Raw genomic sequence first — 16,490 nt, 5'->3', positions numbered from 1 at the left:
CAGCTGTGGGGGCGCCGCGCAGCACAGCACTGAGGAGGCATCAAGTGGTCGACGCACACCAGACGTTCGTCATCGTCGGAGCAGGACTCGCAGGGGCGAAGGCGGCCGAAACACTGCGCGCCGAAGGGTTCACCGGCCGGGTGATCCTCATCGGCGACGAGCGCGACCACCCCTACGAACGGCCGCCGCTCTCCAAGGGCTACCTGGACGGAAAGGCCGACCGGGACAGCGTCTTCACGCACGAACGCCCCTGGTACGCGGGCGCCGACATCGAGCTGCACCTCGGCCAGCCGGTCACCGCGCTCGACCGGTATGCCAAGACCGTGCAGCTCGGCGACAACACCGTCATCCACTACGACAAGCTCCTGCTGGCCACCGGCTCCGAACCGCGCCGCCTCGACATCCCCGGCACCGACCTGGCCGGCGTCCACCACCTGCGCCGCCTCGCCCACGCCGACCGGCTGCGCAACGTGCTCGCCGCCCTCGGCCGCGACAACGGCCACCTGGTCATCGCCGGAGCCGGCTGGATCGGCCTGGAGGTCGCCGCCGCCGCCCGCGGCTACGGCGCCGAGGTCACCGTCGTCGAGGCCGAGCCCACGCCGCTGCACCAGGTCATCGGCCCCGAGCTGGGCCAGATCTTCACCGAACTGCACAGCTCGCACGGTGTCCGCTTCCACTTCGGCGCCCGCCTCACCGAGATCACCGGCCAGGACGGCATGGTCTTCGCCGCCCGCACCGACGACGGCGAGGAGCACCTCGCCCACGACGTCCTCGCCGCGATCGGCGCCGCGCCGCGCTCCGCCCTCGCCGAGGCCGCCGGACTGGAGATGGCCGAGCGCGCCCACGGCGGCGGCATCGCGGTGGACGCCTCGCTGCGCACCTCCGACCCGCACATCTACGCCGCCGGGGACGTCGCCGCCGCCGCCCACCCGCTGCTCGGCACCCGGCTGCGCGTCGAGCACTGGGCCAACGCCCTGAACGGCGGACCGGCCGCCGCCCGCGCCATGCTCGGCCAGGACGTGACGTACGACCGCGTCCCGTACTTCTTCTCCGACCAGTACGACCTGGGTCTCGAATACTCCGGCTGGGCCCCGCCCGGCTCCTACGACGAGGTGATCATCCGCGGCGACGCCGGGAAGCGGGAGTTCATCGCGTTCTGGCTGAAGGACCGCCGCGTCCTGGCCGGGATGAACGTCAACGTGTGGGATGTCACCGAAACGATCCAGGAGCTGATCCGGGCCCGTCAGCAGCACGACCCGGAGGCCCTCGCCGACCCGTCGGTCCCGCTGGACTCCCTGCTCTGAGACGTACGGCCGGGGTGCGGGCGGCACCGCCCGCGCCCCGGCCGACCGCCCGCCGGGGCCCAGGTTGTCCGAGGCCACCCGTAGACTTCACGCGTGGCTGGCAGGATCAACGACGACGACGTGAAGGCGGTACGGGACGCGGTCCCGATCGACGCCGTCGTGTCCGAATACCTCCAGCTGCGCAACGCCGGCGGTGGAAACCTGAAGGGCCTCTGCCCCTTCCACGACGAGAAGTCCCCCTCCTTCCAGGTCAGTCCCGGCAAGGGACTGTTCCACTGCTTCGGCTGCCAGGAGGGCGGCGACACGATCGCCTTCGTGATGAAGATCGACCACCTCTCCTTCTCGGAGACGGTCGAGCGCCTCGCCGCCAAGGCGGGCATCACCCTGCGGTACGAGGAGGGCGGCTACAACCCCTCCCACCAGCGCGGCGAACGTATCCGGCTGATCGAGGCCCACCAGGCCGCCGCCGAGTTCTACGTCCGCGCGCTGGAGAGCCCCGAGGCCGAGATCGGCCGGAAGTTCCTCGCCGAGCGCGGCTTCGACCAGGACGCCGCCACCCACTTCCGCGTCGGCTACAGCCCGGCCGGCTGGGACCACCTCACCCGCTATCTCCGCGGCAAGGGCTTCAGCGACAAGGAACTGATCACCTCCGGCCTCTCCCAGGACGGCCGCCGCGGCCCCATCGACCGCTTCCGCGGCCGGCTCATGTGGCCGATCAGCGACACCGCAGGCGAGATCGTCGGCTTCGGCGCCCGCAAGCTCCGCGACGACGACAACGGCCCGAAGTACCTCAACACCCCCGAGACCCCGATCTACAAGAAGTCCCAGGTGCTGTACGGCATCGACCTGGCCAAGAAGGACATCGCCAAGGCCAGCCGCGCCGTCGTCGTCGAGGGCTACACCGACGTCATGGCCTGCCACCTCGCCGGGGTCACCACCGCCATCGCCACCTGCGGCACCGCCTTCGGCAACGACCACATCAAGATCCTGCGCCGCCTCCTCATGGACAACGGCAGCGCCCGGGTGATCTTCACCTTCGACGGCGACTCGGCCGGGCAGAAGGCCGCCCTGCGCGCCTTCGAGGACGACCAGAAGTTCGCCGCCGAGACCTACATCGCCATCGCCCCGGACGGCATGGACCCCTGCGACCTGCGGCTCGCCAAGGGCGACGACTCCGTGCGCGACCTGGTCGAGCCGCGCACCCCGCTCTTCGAGTTCGCCCTGCGCCAGATCGTCGGCCGCTACGACCTGGAGACCCCGGCCGGCCGCGCCGCCGCCCTCGACGAGGCCGCCGCCGTCGTCGCCAAGATCAAGACGAGCAGCGTGCAGCGCGAGGTCGCCGTCCAGCTCGCCGGTCTCGTCGGCATCCTCGACCAGGAGTTCGTCGTCCGCCGCGTCGCCCAGCTCGCCCGCTGGGCCCGCGACAAGGGCGGCGACCACGGGGAGCGCGGCGGACGCGGTGGACCCCCGGGCCCCCGGGGCCCGCGCGGCGGCGCCCCGCAGCAGACGGCCCCCGCCCCCGCACCCGGCTTCTCCGGTCCCGCGCTCAACCTCCGCAGCCCCGCCCACCGCACCGAGCGCGAGCTGCTCAAGCTCGCCCTCCAGAGGCCCGCCCTGGTCTCCCCGGCCTTCGACGCCTACGGCGTGGACGAGTTCACCGCCCCGCCCTACGCCGCCGTGCGCCGGTGCATCGAGGAGGCGGGCGGCGCCGAGCAGGGCCTCGCCGACAACCGCGAGTATCTCGTCGCCGTGATGGACGCCGCCCCCGACAACACCGTCCGCAGTCTCGTCACGGAGCTCGCCGTCGAGGTCTTCATCGGCAAGACCATCGACGAGACGTACGCCGGAATGCAGCTCGTCCACGTCCGGCTGCGCGCGGTGGACCGCCGCATCAACGACGTACAGGGCAGCCTCGCCCGCCTCGGCAGCCACGTCGCTCCCCAGGACCTGGCCGCCGCGCAGAACGAGGTCTGGGTGCTCCAGCAGTACGCCCAGTCCCTGCGCGCCCACGGCGCCGCCGCGCTCTGAGGCACCCGCTCCCGGCCTGCCCGGTAGTCGTCCGGTGACGGACCGGAACCAAAAAGTCCCCGCACGCCCCTCGTGACAGTCGTGTGTCGTACCCCACACTGGGGAATGTCTGAGTCATCGGAGCACGCCGGTCCACAGGGGAGCACCCCGGGGGCCGGACAGACCTCCACCCCGTCATCCGGCAGCGATCACCTGGAGGTCGCCCCCGTGCAGACCCGGACCGTGACGACCACGACCGAGCCCATCGCGGCCATCCCGGCGCAGCACAGGGCCCTGCACCACCCGGAGAACGCGGCAGGCCCGCCCGGACACCCACCCGAGGCAGTCATGGTGGAAGCGACGCACCTCCCCGAACCGCCGGAGCCGCGGAACCGGGCGGACTCCGCCGGCCCCACCTCCGACCTGTTCCGGCAGTATCTGCGCGAGATCGGCCGCATCCCGCTGCTCACCGCCGCCGAGGAGGTCGAGCTAGCCCGCCGCGTCGAGGCCGGCCTCTTCGCCGAGGAACGCCTCGCGGGCACCCCGGACCTCGACTCCCGCCTCGCCGGGGACCTGGACCGGCTCGTGGTGATGGGCCGCACGGCCAAACGCCGCCTCATCGAGGCCAACCTCCGCCTCGTCGTCTCCGTCGCCAAGCGCTACGTGGGCCGCGGACTGACCATGCTCGACCTGGTCCAGGAGGGGAATCTCGGCCTGATCCGGGCCGTGGAGAAGTTCGACTACGCCCGGGGCTACAAGTTCTCCACGTACGCGACCTGGTGGATCCGCCAGGCCATGTCCCGCGCGCTGGCCGACCAGGCCCGCACCATCCGCGTCCCGGTCCACGTCGTGGAGCTGATCAACCGCGTGGTGCGCGTCCAGCGCCGGATGCTCCAGGAGCGCGGCGTCGAGCCCACCGCCGAGGACATCGCGGCCGAGCTGGAACTGACGCCCGAGCGGATCACCGAGGTCCTGCGCCTGGCCCAGGAACCGGTCTCCCTGCACGCCCCCGTCGGCGAGGAGGACGACGTCTCCTTCGGCGATCTCATCGAGGACGGCGACGCCGCATCGCCCGTCGAGTCCGCCGCCTTCCTGCTGCTGCGCGAACACCTGGAGGCGGTGCTCTCCACCCTCGGCGAGCGCGAACGCAAGGTCGTACAACTGCGCTACGGCCTGGACGACGGGCGGCCCCGCACCCTGGAGGAGATAGGACGGATCTTCGGCGTGACGCGCGAACGCATCCGCCAGATCGAGTCCAAGACCCTCAGCAGGCTGCGGGACCACGCCTTCGCCGACCAACTCCGCGGCTACCTCGACTGATCCACGCGAGGGGAGTCAGTCCACCTCGGCCAGCGCCTCCGCGAACTGGGCGGCGTACAGCCGGGCATAGGCCCCACCGGCCGCCAACAGCTCCTCGTGCGTGCCCTGTTCGACGATCGACCCGTCCTCCATCACCAGGATCACATCCGCGTCCCGGATCGTGGAGAGCCGGTGGGCGATCACGAACGACGTACGCCCGTGGGCCAGGCGCGCCATCGCCTTCTGGATCAGCACCTCGGTCCGGGTGTCCACCGAGCTGGTCGCCTCGTCGAGGACCAGGATCACCGGGTCGGAAAGGAACGCCCGCGCGATGGTGATCAGCTGCTTCTCGCCCGCGCTGACCCCGGTCCCCTCGTCGTCGATCACCGAGTCGTAGCCGTCGGGCAGCGTCCGGATGAACCGGTCGGCATGCGCCGCCCGGGCCGCCTCCTCGATCTCCTCCCGGGTGACCTCGCGCGCAGCGCCGTACGCGATGTTCTCGGCGATGGTCCCGCCGAACAGCCAGGTGTCCTGGAGCACCATGCCGATCGAGGACCGCAGGTCGTCCCGGGACATCTTCGCCACGTCGACCCCGTCGAGCGCGATCCGCCCGCCGGTCACCTCGTAGAACCGCATCAGCAGATTGACCAGCGTCGTCTTGCCCGCACCGGTCGGACCGACGATGGCGACGGTCTGCCCCGGCTCCACGCTCAGCGAGAGCTCCTCGATCAGCGGCTTCTCCGGCTCGTAGCGGAAGGACACCTTCTCCAGCGAGACCCGGCCGGCCGGCCGCTCCGGACGCTCCCCGTGCTCCGGGTCCGCGTCCTGCTCCTCGGCGTCCAGCAGCTCGAAGACCCGTTCCGCCGACGCGATGCCGGACTGCACCAGATTCGCCATCGAGGCGACCTGCGTCAGCGGCATCGAGAACTGCCGCGAGTACTGGATGAACGCCTGGACGTCACCGATCGACAGCGCGCCCGAGGCGACCCGGAGCCCGCCGACCACCGCGACCAGCACGTAGTTGATGTTCGAGATGAAGAACATCAGCGGCTGCATGAGCCCGCTGGCGAACTGGGCCTTGAAGCCCGCCTCGTACAGCGCCTCGTTCTGCTCGGCGAAGTCCCGCGCGGACTCCTCCTGCCGGCCGAAGACCTTCACCAGGTTGTGCCCGGTGTACATCTCCTCGATATGGGCGTTGAGCGTGCCCGTCACCCGCCACTGCCGCACGAACTGCGGCTGCGACCGCTTGCCGACCTGCGTCGCGACGACCACCGACAGCGGGATCGTCACCAGCGCGACCAGCGCCAGCAGCGGCGAGATCCAGAACATCACGATCAGCACGCCGACGATCGTCAGCAGGGAGTTGATGAGCTGGCCCATCGTCTGCTGGAGCGTCTGCGAGATGTTGTCGATGTCGTTCGTCGCCCGGCTCAGCACCTCACCACGCTTGGCCCGGTCGAAGTACGACAGCGGCAGCCGCGCCAGCTTGGTCTGCAGGTCCTCGCGCAACTGGAACACGATCCGGTTGATCACCCGGATCGACAGCCGCGCCGACACCAGCATCAGCAGCCCGGCCGCGACATAGAGCACCAGGGCCAGCAGCAGGACGTTCCCCACCGCGCCGAAGTCGATGCCCTCGCCGGGGGTGAAGCTCACCCCCGACAGCATGTCGGCCATGGAGCCGCGGCCGTCCTCGCGCAGCCCCTCGATCGCCTGCGCCTTCGACGTGCCCTCGGGCATCTGCCGCCCGACCACACCGGCGAAGATCAGGTCGGTCGCCTTCCCCAGGATCTTCGGCCCGGCCACCGACAGCGCGACGCTCACCGTCACCGCGCCCAGCATCAGCCACAGCGAGGCCTTCTCCCGGCCGAACCGCTTCAGCAGCCGCTTGCTCGACCCCTTGAAATCCATCGACCGCTCGGTGGGCGCGCCCCCGGCCATCATCCGTCCGCCCGGACCGGCCATTACGCGGCCTCCGCTTCCGTCAGCTGGGAGAGCACGATCTCCCGGTACGTTTCATTGCCGTCCATCAACTCGTGGTGGGTGCCGGTCCCCACGAGCCGGCCCTCGTCCAGCACCAGGATCCGGTCCGCGTCACGGATGGTGGACACCCGCTGCGCCACGATCACCACGGTCGCCCCGGCCGTCTCCCGGCCCAGCGCCGCCCGCAGCGCCGCGTCGGTCGCGTAGTCCAGCGCCGAGAACGAGTCGTCGAACAGATAGATCTCCGGGCGCTGCACCAGCGTCCGCGCGATGGCGAGCCGCTGCCGCTGACCACCGGACACATTGGTGCCGCCCTGCGCGATCGGCGCGTCCAGCCCGTGCTCCAGCGCCTCGACGAACCCCTTCGCCTGCGCCACCTCCAGCGCGTGCCACAACTCCTCGTCGGTGGCGTCCGGATTCCCGTACCGCAGGTTCGTCGCCACCGTCCCCGAGAAGAGGTACGGCTTCTGCGGCACCAAGCTCACGGTCTTCGCCAGCAGCACCGGATCCAGCGTCCGCACGTCCTCGCCGTCGACCAGCACCTCACCGTCCGTCACGTCGAACAGCCGGGGTACGAGACCGAGCAGCGTGGACTTCCCGCTGCCCGTCGACCCGATGACCGCGGTCGTCTCCCCGGGCCGCGCCACCAGATCGACCGCCCGCAGCACCGGCTCCTCCGCACCCGGGTAGCGGAACTCCGCCCCGCGCACCTCCAGATGCCCGTGCCGCCGCAGCTCGGTCACCGGCGCGACCGGCGGCACGACGCTCGAATCGGTCCCGAGGACCTCCTCGATGCGCTCGGCGCACACCTCGGCGCGCGGCACCATCATGAACATGAAGGTGGCCATCATCACGGCCATCACGATCTGCATCAGATAGGCGAGGAACGCGGTCAGCGCACCGATCTCCATCCCGCCGCTGTCGATCCGGTGCGCGCCGAACCACACCACGGCGACGGACGACAGGTTGACCACCGTCATCACGGTCGGGTGCATCAGCGCCATCAGCCGCCCGGTCGCCACCGACACATCGGTCAGCTCGGTGTTCGCACCCCGGAAGCGCTTCTCCTCGTACCCGTCCCGGACGAAGGCGCGGATGACCCGGTTGCCGGTGATCTGTTCGCGCAGCACCCGGTTCACCGAGTCCAGCCGCTCCTGCATGGAGCGGAACAGCGGCTGCATCCTCTTCACGATGAGGCCGACCGCGACACCGAGCACCGGCACGACCGCCAGCAGCACTGCGGAGAGCTGCACATCCAGGCCGAGCGCCATGACGATGCCGCCGACGCACATGATCGGGGCCGACACCATCAGCGTGAACGCCAGCAGCACCAGCATCTGGACCTGCTGGACGTCGTTGGTGGTCCGGGTGATCAGCGAGGGCGCCCCGAAGCGCCCCAGCTCACGGGCGGAGAAGGACTGCACCCGGTCGAAGACGGCGGCCCGCACATCACGCCCGAGAGCGGAGGCGGTGCGCGCCCCGTAATAGACGGCCCCCACATTGCACAGAACCTGGAGGACGCTGACGGCGATCATGAGACCGCCGAACTCCAGGATGTAGCCGGTGTCACCCGCGACGACACCGTTGTCAATGATGTCGGCGTTCAGGCTGGGCAGATACAGGGTGGCGCAGGTCTGGAGCAGCTGGAGCAGGACCAGCAGCACGATGGGTTTCTTGTACGGGCCCAGATGGGCCCGCAGGAGTTTTATGAGCACGCGGGACTCTCGGAATCGGCGGCAGGCAGAGGCCGACCCAGTTTCGCGTACGCCGTACTCCGAAGCGAACCGTTTTCCCCAAGCCCGGGTCAAACCTGGAGCGCGGGGAAGCCCCCGCGCTCTCCTGGTTCGACCCCTGCCGGGCTCACGCCGCGCGCACGCCCCGGTGCAGGCGCACACCGAAGACGGCGCTACGCCGGGTGCGCGCCGCCGAAGGCCCCGGGGTGGATCTGGTCCCGGGTCGCCGCGTACTGCTGACGCACCGCACCGCCCACCGCCAGCTCCTCGCCGGGCTCCAGCACCTGGGCCGCCGCGCCCGTCCAGGCCGGGGGAGTGCGCGGGTCGAGGGCCCCCTGCGAGACCCCGAGCGCCCAGGCCGCCTGCCGGGCCGCGCCGATCGCCGCGTACTGGGCGGGCTCCGGCACCACTACCTGGGTCCCGAACACCGCCGGAGCCAGCGCCTGCACGGCCGGCAGCTCGGCAGCCGCCCCCAGCAGGAACACCCGGCGCACCTCCACGCCCCGCCCGCGCAGCACGTCCAGGGCGTCGGCCAGCGAGCACAGCATGCCCTCGAACGAGGCCCGGGCCAGGTGCTCCGGCTTCATCGACTCACGCCGCAGCCCGCAGAGAGTGCCCGCGGTGTGGGGGAGCTGCGGGGTGCGCTCACCTTCCAGATACGGCAGCAGCACCAGCCCGGACGCGCCGGGCGTGGACTTCAGCGCCAGGGCGGACAGTTCCTCCAGCCCGTCCACGCCCAGCATCTCGGCGGTGCCGCGCAACGCCCGTACGGCGTTGGAGAGGTGGACGACCGGCAGATGCATTCCGGTGGCGTCGGCGAACGAGGTGATCATCCCGCTCGGATCGGCGAGCGCCTCGTGGTGCACGGCCATCACGGACCCGGAGGCCCCGAGCGACACGACCGCGTCGCCCACCGCGACCCCGAGCCCGAAGGCCGCGGCCATGGTCTCGCCGGTGCCCGCGGAGATCAGCAGCCCCTCGGGCGTCATCCCGGCGGAGTCGGAGGGCCCGAGCACCTCGGGCAGCGCGGCGGAATGCCCGAGGGCCAGCTCGACCAGATCGGGCCGGTAGGAGGCTGACCCGGCCGACCAGTACCCCGTGCCCGAGGCCGCGCCCCGGTCCGTGGTCCGCCGGGCGGGCCGGCCCAGCAACTGCCACACGAGCCAGTCGTGCGGCTGGAGCACGGCGGCCACCCGCTGGGCGTTCTCCGGCTCGGTCCGCGCCAGCCAGCGCAGCTTCGCCACCGGCTGCGAGGCCCCCGGCACGGCTCCGACCGCCTCGGCCCAGGCCTGCCGGCCGCCGAGCCCGTCGACGAGATCGGCCGCGGCGACCTGCGCCCGCCGGTCGTTGCCGAGGAGGGCGGGGCGTACGAGATTGCCCTGCCGGTCCAGCGGCACGAGCCCGTGCTGCTGCGCGGAGACCCCGATGGCCTGCACACCTTCGAGCAGCCCACCGGAGGCCGCCTCACCGAGCGAGAGCAGCCAGGCCTGCGGATCGACCTCGGCGGCCTTGGCCTCGACCGGATGGGCGGCGTACCCCTCCCGGAGCACGGCGCCCGAGTCCGTGTCGCAGACGACGATGTGAGTGAAAGTGGACGAACTGTCCAGCCCCGCGACTATGCCCATACGGAGATTCTGCCGCACCGACGGACTTTCCCGTAACTCACATCGCGCCCCACGGGACCACTAGGTGTTGGTGGTCCCCCAGTCGTCCTCGAAGCCGTTGCGGCTGCTGCGGTCCCGCAGCGACCGGACCCGCTCGGCGACGGAGGCGGGCACCTTGTCCCCGACCTTGTCGCCGACCGAGTGGTACGCCTTGCCGGCGATGTCCCGTCCGCTGTGCGCGGCACTCTCGGCGGCGTTGCGCACGGCGGGGTTCTCCGTGAACTGCCGGGCCGACTTCTTCAACTGCTCGTAACGCTCGCGCCCGGCTCGCGTGCCGAGCACGTAACCGAGGGCCACTCCGGCGATGAACGTGAGCCGGTACCGCATGGCTGCCACCCTTCCTACGCTTGGTGCGACGTGTGCAGCCCGCCTACCCGCGAGCACCCGAGATCACCCCGGGCGATACCGATTGGCGGAGCACCCCCCTGCTTGCGCTAATGTATGTGTCGCAGCGAACGCGCGCCGCCCGGCAGCCGCCAGGCAGGTACGATTTCGCAGCAACGCCACAATCCCCTGTAGCTCAATTGGCAGAGCAGCCGGCTGTTAACCGGCAGGTTACTGGTTCGAGTCCAGTCGGGGGAGCGCGATCCCCTGTAGCTCAATTGGCAGAGCATTCGGCTGTTAACCGGAGGGTTACTGGTTCGAGTCCAGTCGGGGGAGCCAAACGAAAGAGGACCCCTCGGGGTCCTCTTTCGCGTACCCGACCGATCCCTTTCCGGGACCTCGGGCGGGCCTCCGGAGCGACTCTTTCGGGTCTCCTCGATCTTCCCTGCAACCGGGCAGCACGCAGCGACGTCCTCAAGATCAGGTGAAGTCGGCCAACCGAAGCGAGAGATCGTATGACCGGCTATGCTGCGGCAGACGGTGCGCACACTTGTACGCGCCACGCCGAAACGGGGCGGTAGCTCAGCCGGTTAGAGCAGCGGACTCATAATCCGTCGGCCGTGGGTTCGAGTCCCACCCGCCCCACCGAGCGTCCCCAGGCAGAATCGTTCTGACCTGGGGAGACGTACTGCTCGTGAGCTTCGGGTGCCGGTCTCGACGGCGAAGCGTCGACCGAAGGGACCCGCCGATTCGGGGTGTCAGTCCCCCTCGGCCTCGAAGCCGCGCAGGAGATCGGCGGCGACACTCACAGCAATCGTCGCGGGGTCCTTGCCGGTGATGTCGGCCAGCCCGATCGGGGTCTTGATCCGGTCGACGGCGGCCTCGTCGTGACCGCCTTCCGAGAGGAGGCGTTTGCGGAACCGGCTCCACTTGGCCGCCGACCCGATCAGCCCGATGGAACCGAGGTGGGCGGCACGCAGGGCGGCGTCGCACAGAGCGGCGTCCTCGGCGTGATCATGCGTCATGATCAGGACATGCGTGCCGCGCGGCAGCTTGTCGAGGACCTCCTCGGGCAGCAGCGGAGTGTGGTGGACCCGCACCCCCGCCACCGCGTCCGCGAGGACGGCGAGCCGCTCGTCGGCGAGGAGGTCCGACCGGCTGTCGATCAGATGGAGCTCGAGGTCCTGGCGTGCCAGGACGCGCGCCAGTTCCCATCCGACGTGTCCGACGCCGAAGATCGCCACCGCCCGTACCACCGGAAGCGGTTCGAGCAGCACCGAGACCGTGCCGCCGCAGCACTGGACTCCGTGCCGGTTGGTCACCTTGTCGTTCAGGGCGAAATCCATCAGCTCCGGTCCGGCCGCGGACGCGGCGATCAGCTCCCGGGCCCGGTCGATCGTGACCGCCTCGACGTTGCCGCCACCGATCGAGCCCCAGGTCTCGCTCCGCCCCACGACGAGTTTCGCACCGGCGTTACGAGGGGCGTGGCCGCGCACGGTCGCGACGGTCACCAGCACGCCGGCCTCCCGTCGTGCTCGCAGCCGTGCGACCGCGGCGAACCAGGTCATGTCAGGCACCGCTCAGCGCTTCCGCCTCGGTTCGCGCCCCGGCCTCGGCGGCCGGCCCGTCGCCGTGGTGACCGTTCGGGGAGGAGGCGGCCCGACGGGTCGCCTCGATCGCCCAGTACACCGCTTCCGGTGTGGCGGGCGAGGCGAGTTCCACGCTCACTCCGGCGGGCCCGAACGCCGCGGCGGCCTGCCGCAGCGCCTCTCGTACCGAGAAGGCCAGCATCAGCGGAGGCTCACCCACGGCCTTGGACCCGTAGACGGCGCCCTCCTCGGTGGCGTTCTCCAGCAGCCGGACGTGGAACTCCTGCGGCATCTCCGAGAAGCTGGGCAACTTGTACGTGCTCGCTGCCTGGGTCAGCAGCCGGCCGCGGCCCGGCCCGTCACCGGTGTCCCAGCGCATGTCCTCCAGCGTCAGCCAGCCCGCCCCCTGCACGAAACCGCCCTCGACCTGACCGATGTCGATCATCGGGGAGAGGCTGTCGCCGACGTCGTGCACGATGTCCACCCGCCGGATGCGGTATGCGCCGGTGAAGCCGTCCACCTCTACCTCGGCCGCGGCGGCGCCGTAGGAGAAGTACTTGAACGGAGAGCCCTGGAACGCCTTCGCGTCCCAGTGCAGACCCTCGGTCCGGTAGAAGCCCGACGCCGACAACTGGACGCGCTGGAAGTACGCGGAGCGCACCAGGTCGTCCCAGGCCAGTTCCTCGTCGCTGCCGAGGGCACGCGCGACGCCCTCGACGATGCGCACGTCCGAGGCGTTCGTCCCCAGCCGGCCGCCGGCCACCTGGAGCAGCCGCTCGCGGATCTGCTCGCAGGCGTTCTTCACCGCCGCGCCGTTGAGGTCCGCCCCCGCGCTGGCCGCGGTGGCGGAGGTGTTGGGCACCTTGTCGGTACGCGTCGGGGCCAGCCGCACCTTGTGCAGCGGGATGCCCAGCGTCGTCGCGGCGACCTGCAGCATCTTGGTGTGCAGGCCCTGGCCCATCTCCGTGCCGCCGTGGTTGATGAGGACGGAGCCGTCCTTGTAGACCAGCACCAGCGCGCCGCCCTGGTTGAAGGCGGTGAGGTTGAACGAGATGCCGAACTTGACCCCGGTGATCGCCAGCCCGCGCTTGGTGTTCGGGTGTGCGGCGTTGAACGCCGCGATCTCGCGCCGCCGGTCGGCGAGGTGGCCGTCCGCGCGTACCTGCTGCCAGACGGCGGAGATGCGTTCGGGGTGCGTGACCGGCTGCCCGTACGGTGTCGTCTGGCCCTGCCCCCGCCGGTAGAAGTTGCGCTCCCGCAGTTCCATCGGGTCCAGGCCGAGCAGCGGCGCGCACCTGCCCATGATGTCCTCGATCACCAGCATGCCCTGCGGTCCGCCGAAGCCCCGGAAGGCGGTGTTGGAGACCTTGTTGGTCTTGGCGATACGGCCCGCGACGCGCGCGTTGGGGATCCAGTAGGTGTTGTCGATGTGGCACAGCGCACGGGCGACCACCGGCTCGGACAGGTCCAGGCTCCAGCCGCCGTCCGCGGTCAGGGTGGCCTCCAGGGCCTGGATGCGTCCTTCGGCGTCGAAGCCGATCCTCCACTCCGCGTGGAACCCGTGGCGCTTGCCGGACATGGTCAGGTCCTGGGTGCGGTTGAGCCGGACCCGGACCGGTCGGCCGGTCAGCCTGGCGCCGAGCGCGGCGACGGCCGCGAAGCCGTGCGGCTGCATCTCCTTGCCGCCGAAGCCGCCGCCCATCCGCAGACACTGCACGGTCACCTCGTGACTGTGCAGGCCGAGCACGTGCGCGACAATTTCCTGTGTCTCGGAGGGATGCTGGGTACTGCTCTGGACGAACATCTGCCCGTTCTCGTCGACCAGGGCCAGCGCGGCGTGCGTCTCCAGATAGAAGTGCTCCTGGTCGGAGAACTGGAACTCGCCCGAGAACACGTGCGCGGAGTCGGCGAAGCCGGCGTCGACGTCGCCGGTGAGCATCACGGGCCGGGCGCCGTGGAAGCTCCCGGCCGCGATGGCGTCCCGCAGGGCGATCAGGGAGGGCTGTTCGTCGAGGTCCACCTCGACGGCCGCCGCCCCGAGCCGGGCCGCCTCCAGCGTCTCACCGAGCACCCAGGCGACCGCGTGACCGTGGAACATGACTGTGTCGGGGAACAGCGGTTCGTCGTGCTTCATGCCGGCGTCGTTGACGCCGGGTACGTCGGCGCCGGTCAGCACGCGGACCACACCGGGCACCGCGAGCGCGGGCCCGGTGTGCAGCCGGGTGATCCTGCCGTGGGCCTTCATGACCTGGACGGGGTAGGCGTGCAGAACGTCCTTGGTGCGATGGACCAGGTCGTCGGTGTAGAGCGCGGCGCCGGTGACGTGCTGGACGGCACTCTCGTGCGGCATCGACACGCCGACGGCCGGCTTCTCGGGGCGCTGGGACAGATGGCTCATGAGGAAACCGCCTCGGTCGTCTGTGCGTACAGCTTCAGCAGGCTCTGGCCCAGCATCGCGGAGCGGTACGCGGCGCTGGCACGCTGATCGTTGAGCGGGGTGCCCTCCGCCCGCAGTACCCGCGCCGCGGCTTCGACGGTCTCCGCCGTCCACGGCCTGCCCTCCAGGGACGCCTCGGTGGAGAGGGCGCGGATCGGGGTGGCGGCGACACCGCCCAGACCGATGCGGGCCTTGCCGACGAGCCCGTCCTCGATCTCGATCGCGAAGGCGACCGCCACGCTGGAGATGTCGTCGAAGCGCCGCTTGGCGATCTTGTGGAAGCCCACGACCGGCGACAGCGGCAACGGGACGCGTACCGCGCGGATCAGCTCGCCGGGGCGGCGCACGCTCTGCCGGTAGCCGGTGAAGTACTCCGCGAGGGGAACCAGGCGTTCACCGTCGGCGTCGGCGAGCACCACCGACGCCTCCAGGGCGAGCAGGACCGGCGGGCTGTCGCCGATGGGGGAACGGGTGCCCAGATTGCCGCCGAGCGTCGCACCGTTGCGGATGAGCCGCGACGCGAACTGCGGGAACAGCTCTGCCAGCAGCGGGACCCGGCCGTCGAGGCGGCGCTCGATCTCGGTGAGCGTCAGCGCCGCCCCGATCTCGACGGAGTCGGATCCGACGCGCAGCTCCCGCAGTTCGGGCAGCCGGTCGACGGCGATCACGCAATCCGCCCGGCGGGCGCGGATGTTCACCTCCACGCCCCAGTCGGTGGAACCGGCCACCACCACCGCGTCGGGCCGCTCCCGCAGCAGCCGCAAGGTCTCGCCCAGGGTGTTCCTCCGCAGGAACGCGCTACCGCCCTGGACGTACTCGGTGGCGACCGGCACGGGCGGGGACTGCTCACGACGCTGTGCGAGGGGGTCCTCGTCGGTGGGCGCGCCGACGGCGAACGCGGCATCGCGAATCGGGCGGTACCCGGTGCAGCGGCACAGGTTTCCGCTCAGCGCGTGCAGATCGAAGCCGTTCGGTCCGTGCTCCGGGTCGGTGCCGTCGGCCGGGTCCGCGTGCGCGCAGCGGTCGGGCCGGTAGTACTCGGCGGCCATGCTGCAGACGAACCCCGGTGTGCAGTAACCGCATTGGGAGCCGCCTCGGACCGCCATCTCCTCCTGCACCGGGTGCAGCGTGCCCGGCCCGCCGGACGCACCGACGGTGGCGAGCCCCTCGGAGGTGACCACTTCCTGTCCGTCGAGCGCCGCGGCCGGCAGCAGACAGGCGTTCACCGCCACCCAGTCGGTGGGCTCGTCCGTCCCGGGACGGGCGACCAGGACCGCGCAGGCGCCGCACTCACCCTCGGCGCAGCCCTCCTTGGTCCCGGTGAGGCCGCGCTCGCGCAGAAAGTCCAGCACCGTGGTGTGGGGCGCGGCCGGCGAGATCGGTGCTTCGGTCCCGTTGACCGTGATGCGTGGCGCCGTCACGACAGGCCTGCGTTCCGGTGCGCGCTCGGTCGATTCATCATCTTCGTCACTTTCGGACAGCCCTCTTGATTCGTGCGCACCACAGGGGATGAGCGGGCGCGAGACGGCGCGCGACAGCGAGGCGCCGCGAAGAAGGGTGAGGGGAAAAGGGGAGAACAGGGAAGCCGGAATGTGCCGCGGAAGGGCACAGGAGAAGGCGCGCGCTCAGCAGCCGTGCGCGATGCGCCCCGGAACCCAGGCGGTGCACTCGGCGAGGCGACCGAGGTCGGAGTAGGTGAACATCAGCTGGTCGCCTCCTTTCGAGGCTGAGGGTCGGCGTTTACGGAAAATTAGTGGTTGCCACCATGGAGGTCAAGGGGCCGCCCGGCGCCGAAGCCCGTCCGAGCGCCTTCCACGACCGCCGCCGCACCGTCGCCTTCCGCGCGCCTGCCGTCCGGTCCGCGAGCGCCCCGCACCCCGGTTGCCGCACCCCGGAGCCCGCACTCAGAGGCCGTGTCCCGGAGGTCGCACCCCGGGCGTCACAGCTCTTGACGACGCTCGCGAGGCCTCCCCATACTGGCGGCCAAATCGATTTGGCCACATCGCTTTGGTCCTCCGTCCGGGGCCGGATCGCGGCTGATGTCCGAGCGTTCCCCACGCCCGAATGGGAGCACCGACGTGTCCATTCATCGCCAGCCCGCACCCGGAGCTGAACAACAACCAAGGACGCCGGAGGCGGTCACGCACGAC

General features: G+C 70.9%; 10 protein-coding genes and 3 tRNA genes. 6 read left to right on the top strand and 7 right to left on the bottom strand.

Annotation, left to right across the window (positions count from 1 at the left end; genetic code table 11):
• Positions 1-44 precede the first annotated feature (44 nt).
• From ACFWRV_RS01350 to ACFWRV_RS01340, 3 genes are all read left to right on the top strand, one after another.
• On the top strand, positions 45-1,304 hold the full coding sequence (locus ACFWRV_RS01350; protein WP_384326638.1) for an NAD(P)/FAD-dependent oxidoreductase: 1,260 nt from the start codon (positions 45-47) through the stop codon (positions 1,302-1,304).
• A gap of 93 nt (positions 1,305-1,397) precedes the next feature.
• On the top strand, positions 1,398-3,332 hold the full coding sequence (gene dnaG / locus ACFWRV_RS01345) for a DNA primase (protein ID WP_384326636.1): 1,935 nt from the start codon (positions 1,398-1,400) through the stop codon (positions 3,330-3,332).
• A 207-nt stretch (positions 3,333-3,539) separates the two neighbouring features.
• The gene (locus ACFWRV_RS01340; protein WP_384326711.1) at positions 3,540-4,631 is read left to right on the top strand and encodes an RNA polymerase sigma factor; all 1,092 of its coding nucleotides are present in this window, start codon (positions 3,540-3,542) and stop codon (positions 4,629-4,631) included.
• Between the two features lie 15 nt (positions 4,632-4,646).
• Here ACFWRV_RS01340 and ACFWRV_RS01335 read toward each other — a convergent pair whose 3' ends face one another.
• From ACFWRV_RS01335 to ACFWRV_RS01320, 4 genes are all read right to left on the bottom strand, one after another.
• Positions 4,647-6,575, bottom strand: a complete 1,929-nt coding sequence (locus tag ACFWRV_RS01335) for an ABC transporter ATP-binding protein (protein WP_384326635.1) — start codon at positions 6,573-6,575, stop codon at positions 4,647-4,649.
• Positions 6,575-8,308, bottom strand: a complete 1,734-nt coding sequence (locus tag ACFWRV_RS01330) for an ABC transporter ATP-binding protein (RefSeq protein ID WP_384326633.1) — start codon at positions 8,306-8,308, stop codon at positions 6,575-6,577. Before ACFWRV_RS01330 ends, ACFWRV_RS01335 begins: the two co-directional genes overlap by 1 nt.
• Positions 8,309-8,499: 191 nt before the next feature.
• On the bottom strand, positions 8,500-9,951 hold the full coding sequence (locus ACFWRV_RS01325) for an FGGY family carbohydrate kinase (RefSeq protein WP_384326631.1): 1,452 nt from the start codon (positions 9,949-9,951) through the stop codon (positions 8,500-8,502).
• Between the two features lie 60 nt (positions 9,952-10,011).
• Positions 10,012-10,317: a YtxH domain-containing protein gene (locus tag ACFWRV_RS01320; protein ID WP_384326709.1), complete on the bottom strand. Its 306-nt coding sequence runs from the start codon at positions 10,315-10,317 to the stop codon at positions 10,012-10,014.
• A gap of 182 nt (positions 10,318-10,499) precedes the next feature.
• Here ACFWRV_RS01320 and ACFWRV_RS01315 point away from each other — a divergent pair.
• From ACFWRV_RS01315 to ACFWRV_RS01305, 3 genes are all read left to right on the top strand, one after another.
• Positions 10,500-10,572, top strand: a tRNA-Asn gene (locus ACFWRV_RS01315).
• Between the two features lie 5 nt (positions 10,573-10,577).
• Positions 10,578-10,653: transfer RNA gene (locus ACFWRV_RS01310), tRNA-Asn, on the top strand.
• A gap of 232 nt (positions 10,654-10,885) precedes the next feature.
• A tRNA-Ile gene (locus ACFWRV_RS01305) sits at positions 10,886-10,959 on the top strand.
• A 113-nt stretch (positions 10,960-11,072) separates the two neighbouring features.
• On the opposite strand, the gene xdhC is transcribed toward ACFWRV_RS01305, so the two are convergent.
• Genes xdhC through ACFWRV_RS01290 form a run of 3 tightly spaced genes read right to left on the bottom strand, consistent with a single transcriptional unit; the run spans position 11,073 to position 15,761 of the window.
• Positions 11,073-11,882, bottom strand: a complete 810-nt coding sequence (gene xdhC, locus ACFWRV_RS01300) for a xanthine dehydrogenase accessory protein XdhC (protein ID WP_384326629.1) — start codon at positions 11,880-11,882, stop codon at positions 11,073-11,075.
• A 1-nt stretch (position 11,883) separates the two neighbouring features.
• Positions 11,884-14,301 carry a xanthine dehydrogenase molybdopterin binding subunit gene (xdhB, locus tag ACFWRV_RS01295; RefSeq protein ID WP_384326627.1) on the bottom strand — a complete coding sequence of 806 codons (2,418 nt, stop codon included), beginning with the start codon at positions 14,299-14,301 and terminating at the stop codon, positions 11,884-11,886.
• Positions 14,298-15,761 carry a xanthine dehydrogenase small subunit gene (locus tag ACFWRV_RS01290; RefSeq protein ID WP_384326625.1) on the bottom strand — a complete coding sequence of 488 codons (1,464 nt, stop codon included), beginning with the start codon at positions 15,759-15,761 and terminating at the stop codon, positions 14,298-14,300. Before ACFWRV_RS01290 ends, xdhB begins: the two co-directional genes overlap by 4 nt.
• Positions 15,762-16,490 lie beyond the last annotated feature (729 nt).

Origin of the sequence: Streptomyces sp. NPDC058576 (genome assembly GCF_042718715.1) — a bacterium.
Classification (GTDB): Bacteria; Actinomycetota; Actinomycetes; order Streptomycetales; family Streptomycetaceae; genus Streptomyces.
This window is presented reverse-complemented; position numbering and strand designations above follow the sequence as displayed.

Bases quoted from the DNA above. Each gene is read 5' to 3' on its own strand.
- ACFWRV_RS01320 (WP_384326709.1), bottom strand. From the start codon at position 10,317: ATGCGGTACCGGCTCACGTTCATCGCCGGAGTGGCCCTCGGTTACGTG.
- xdhB (WP_384326627.1), bottom strand. From the start codon at position 14,301: ATGAGCCATCTGTCCCAGCGCCCCGAGAAGCCGGCCGTCGGCGTGTCG.
- ACFWRV_RS01335 (WP_384326635.1), bottom strand. From the start codon at position 6,575: ATGGCCGGTCCGGGCGGACGGATGATGGCCGGGGGCGCGCCCACCGAG.
- xdhC (WP_384326629.1), bottom strand. From the start codon at position 11,882: ATGACCTGGTTCGCCGCGGTCGCACGGCTGCGAGCACGACGGGAGGCC.
- ACFWRV_RS01325 (WP_384326631.1), bottom strand. From the start codon at position 9,951: ATGGGCATAGTCGCGGGGCTGGACAGTTCGTCCACTTTCACTCACATC.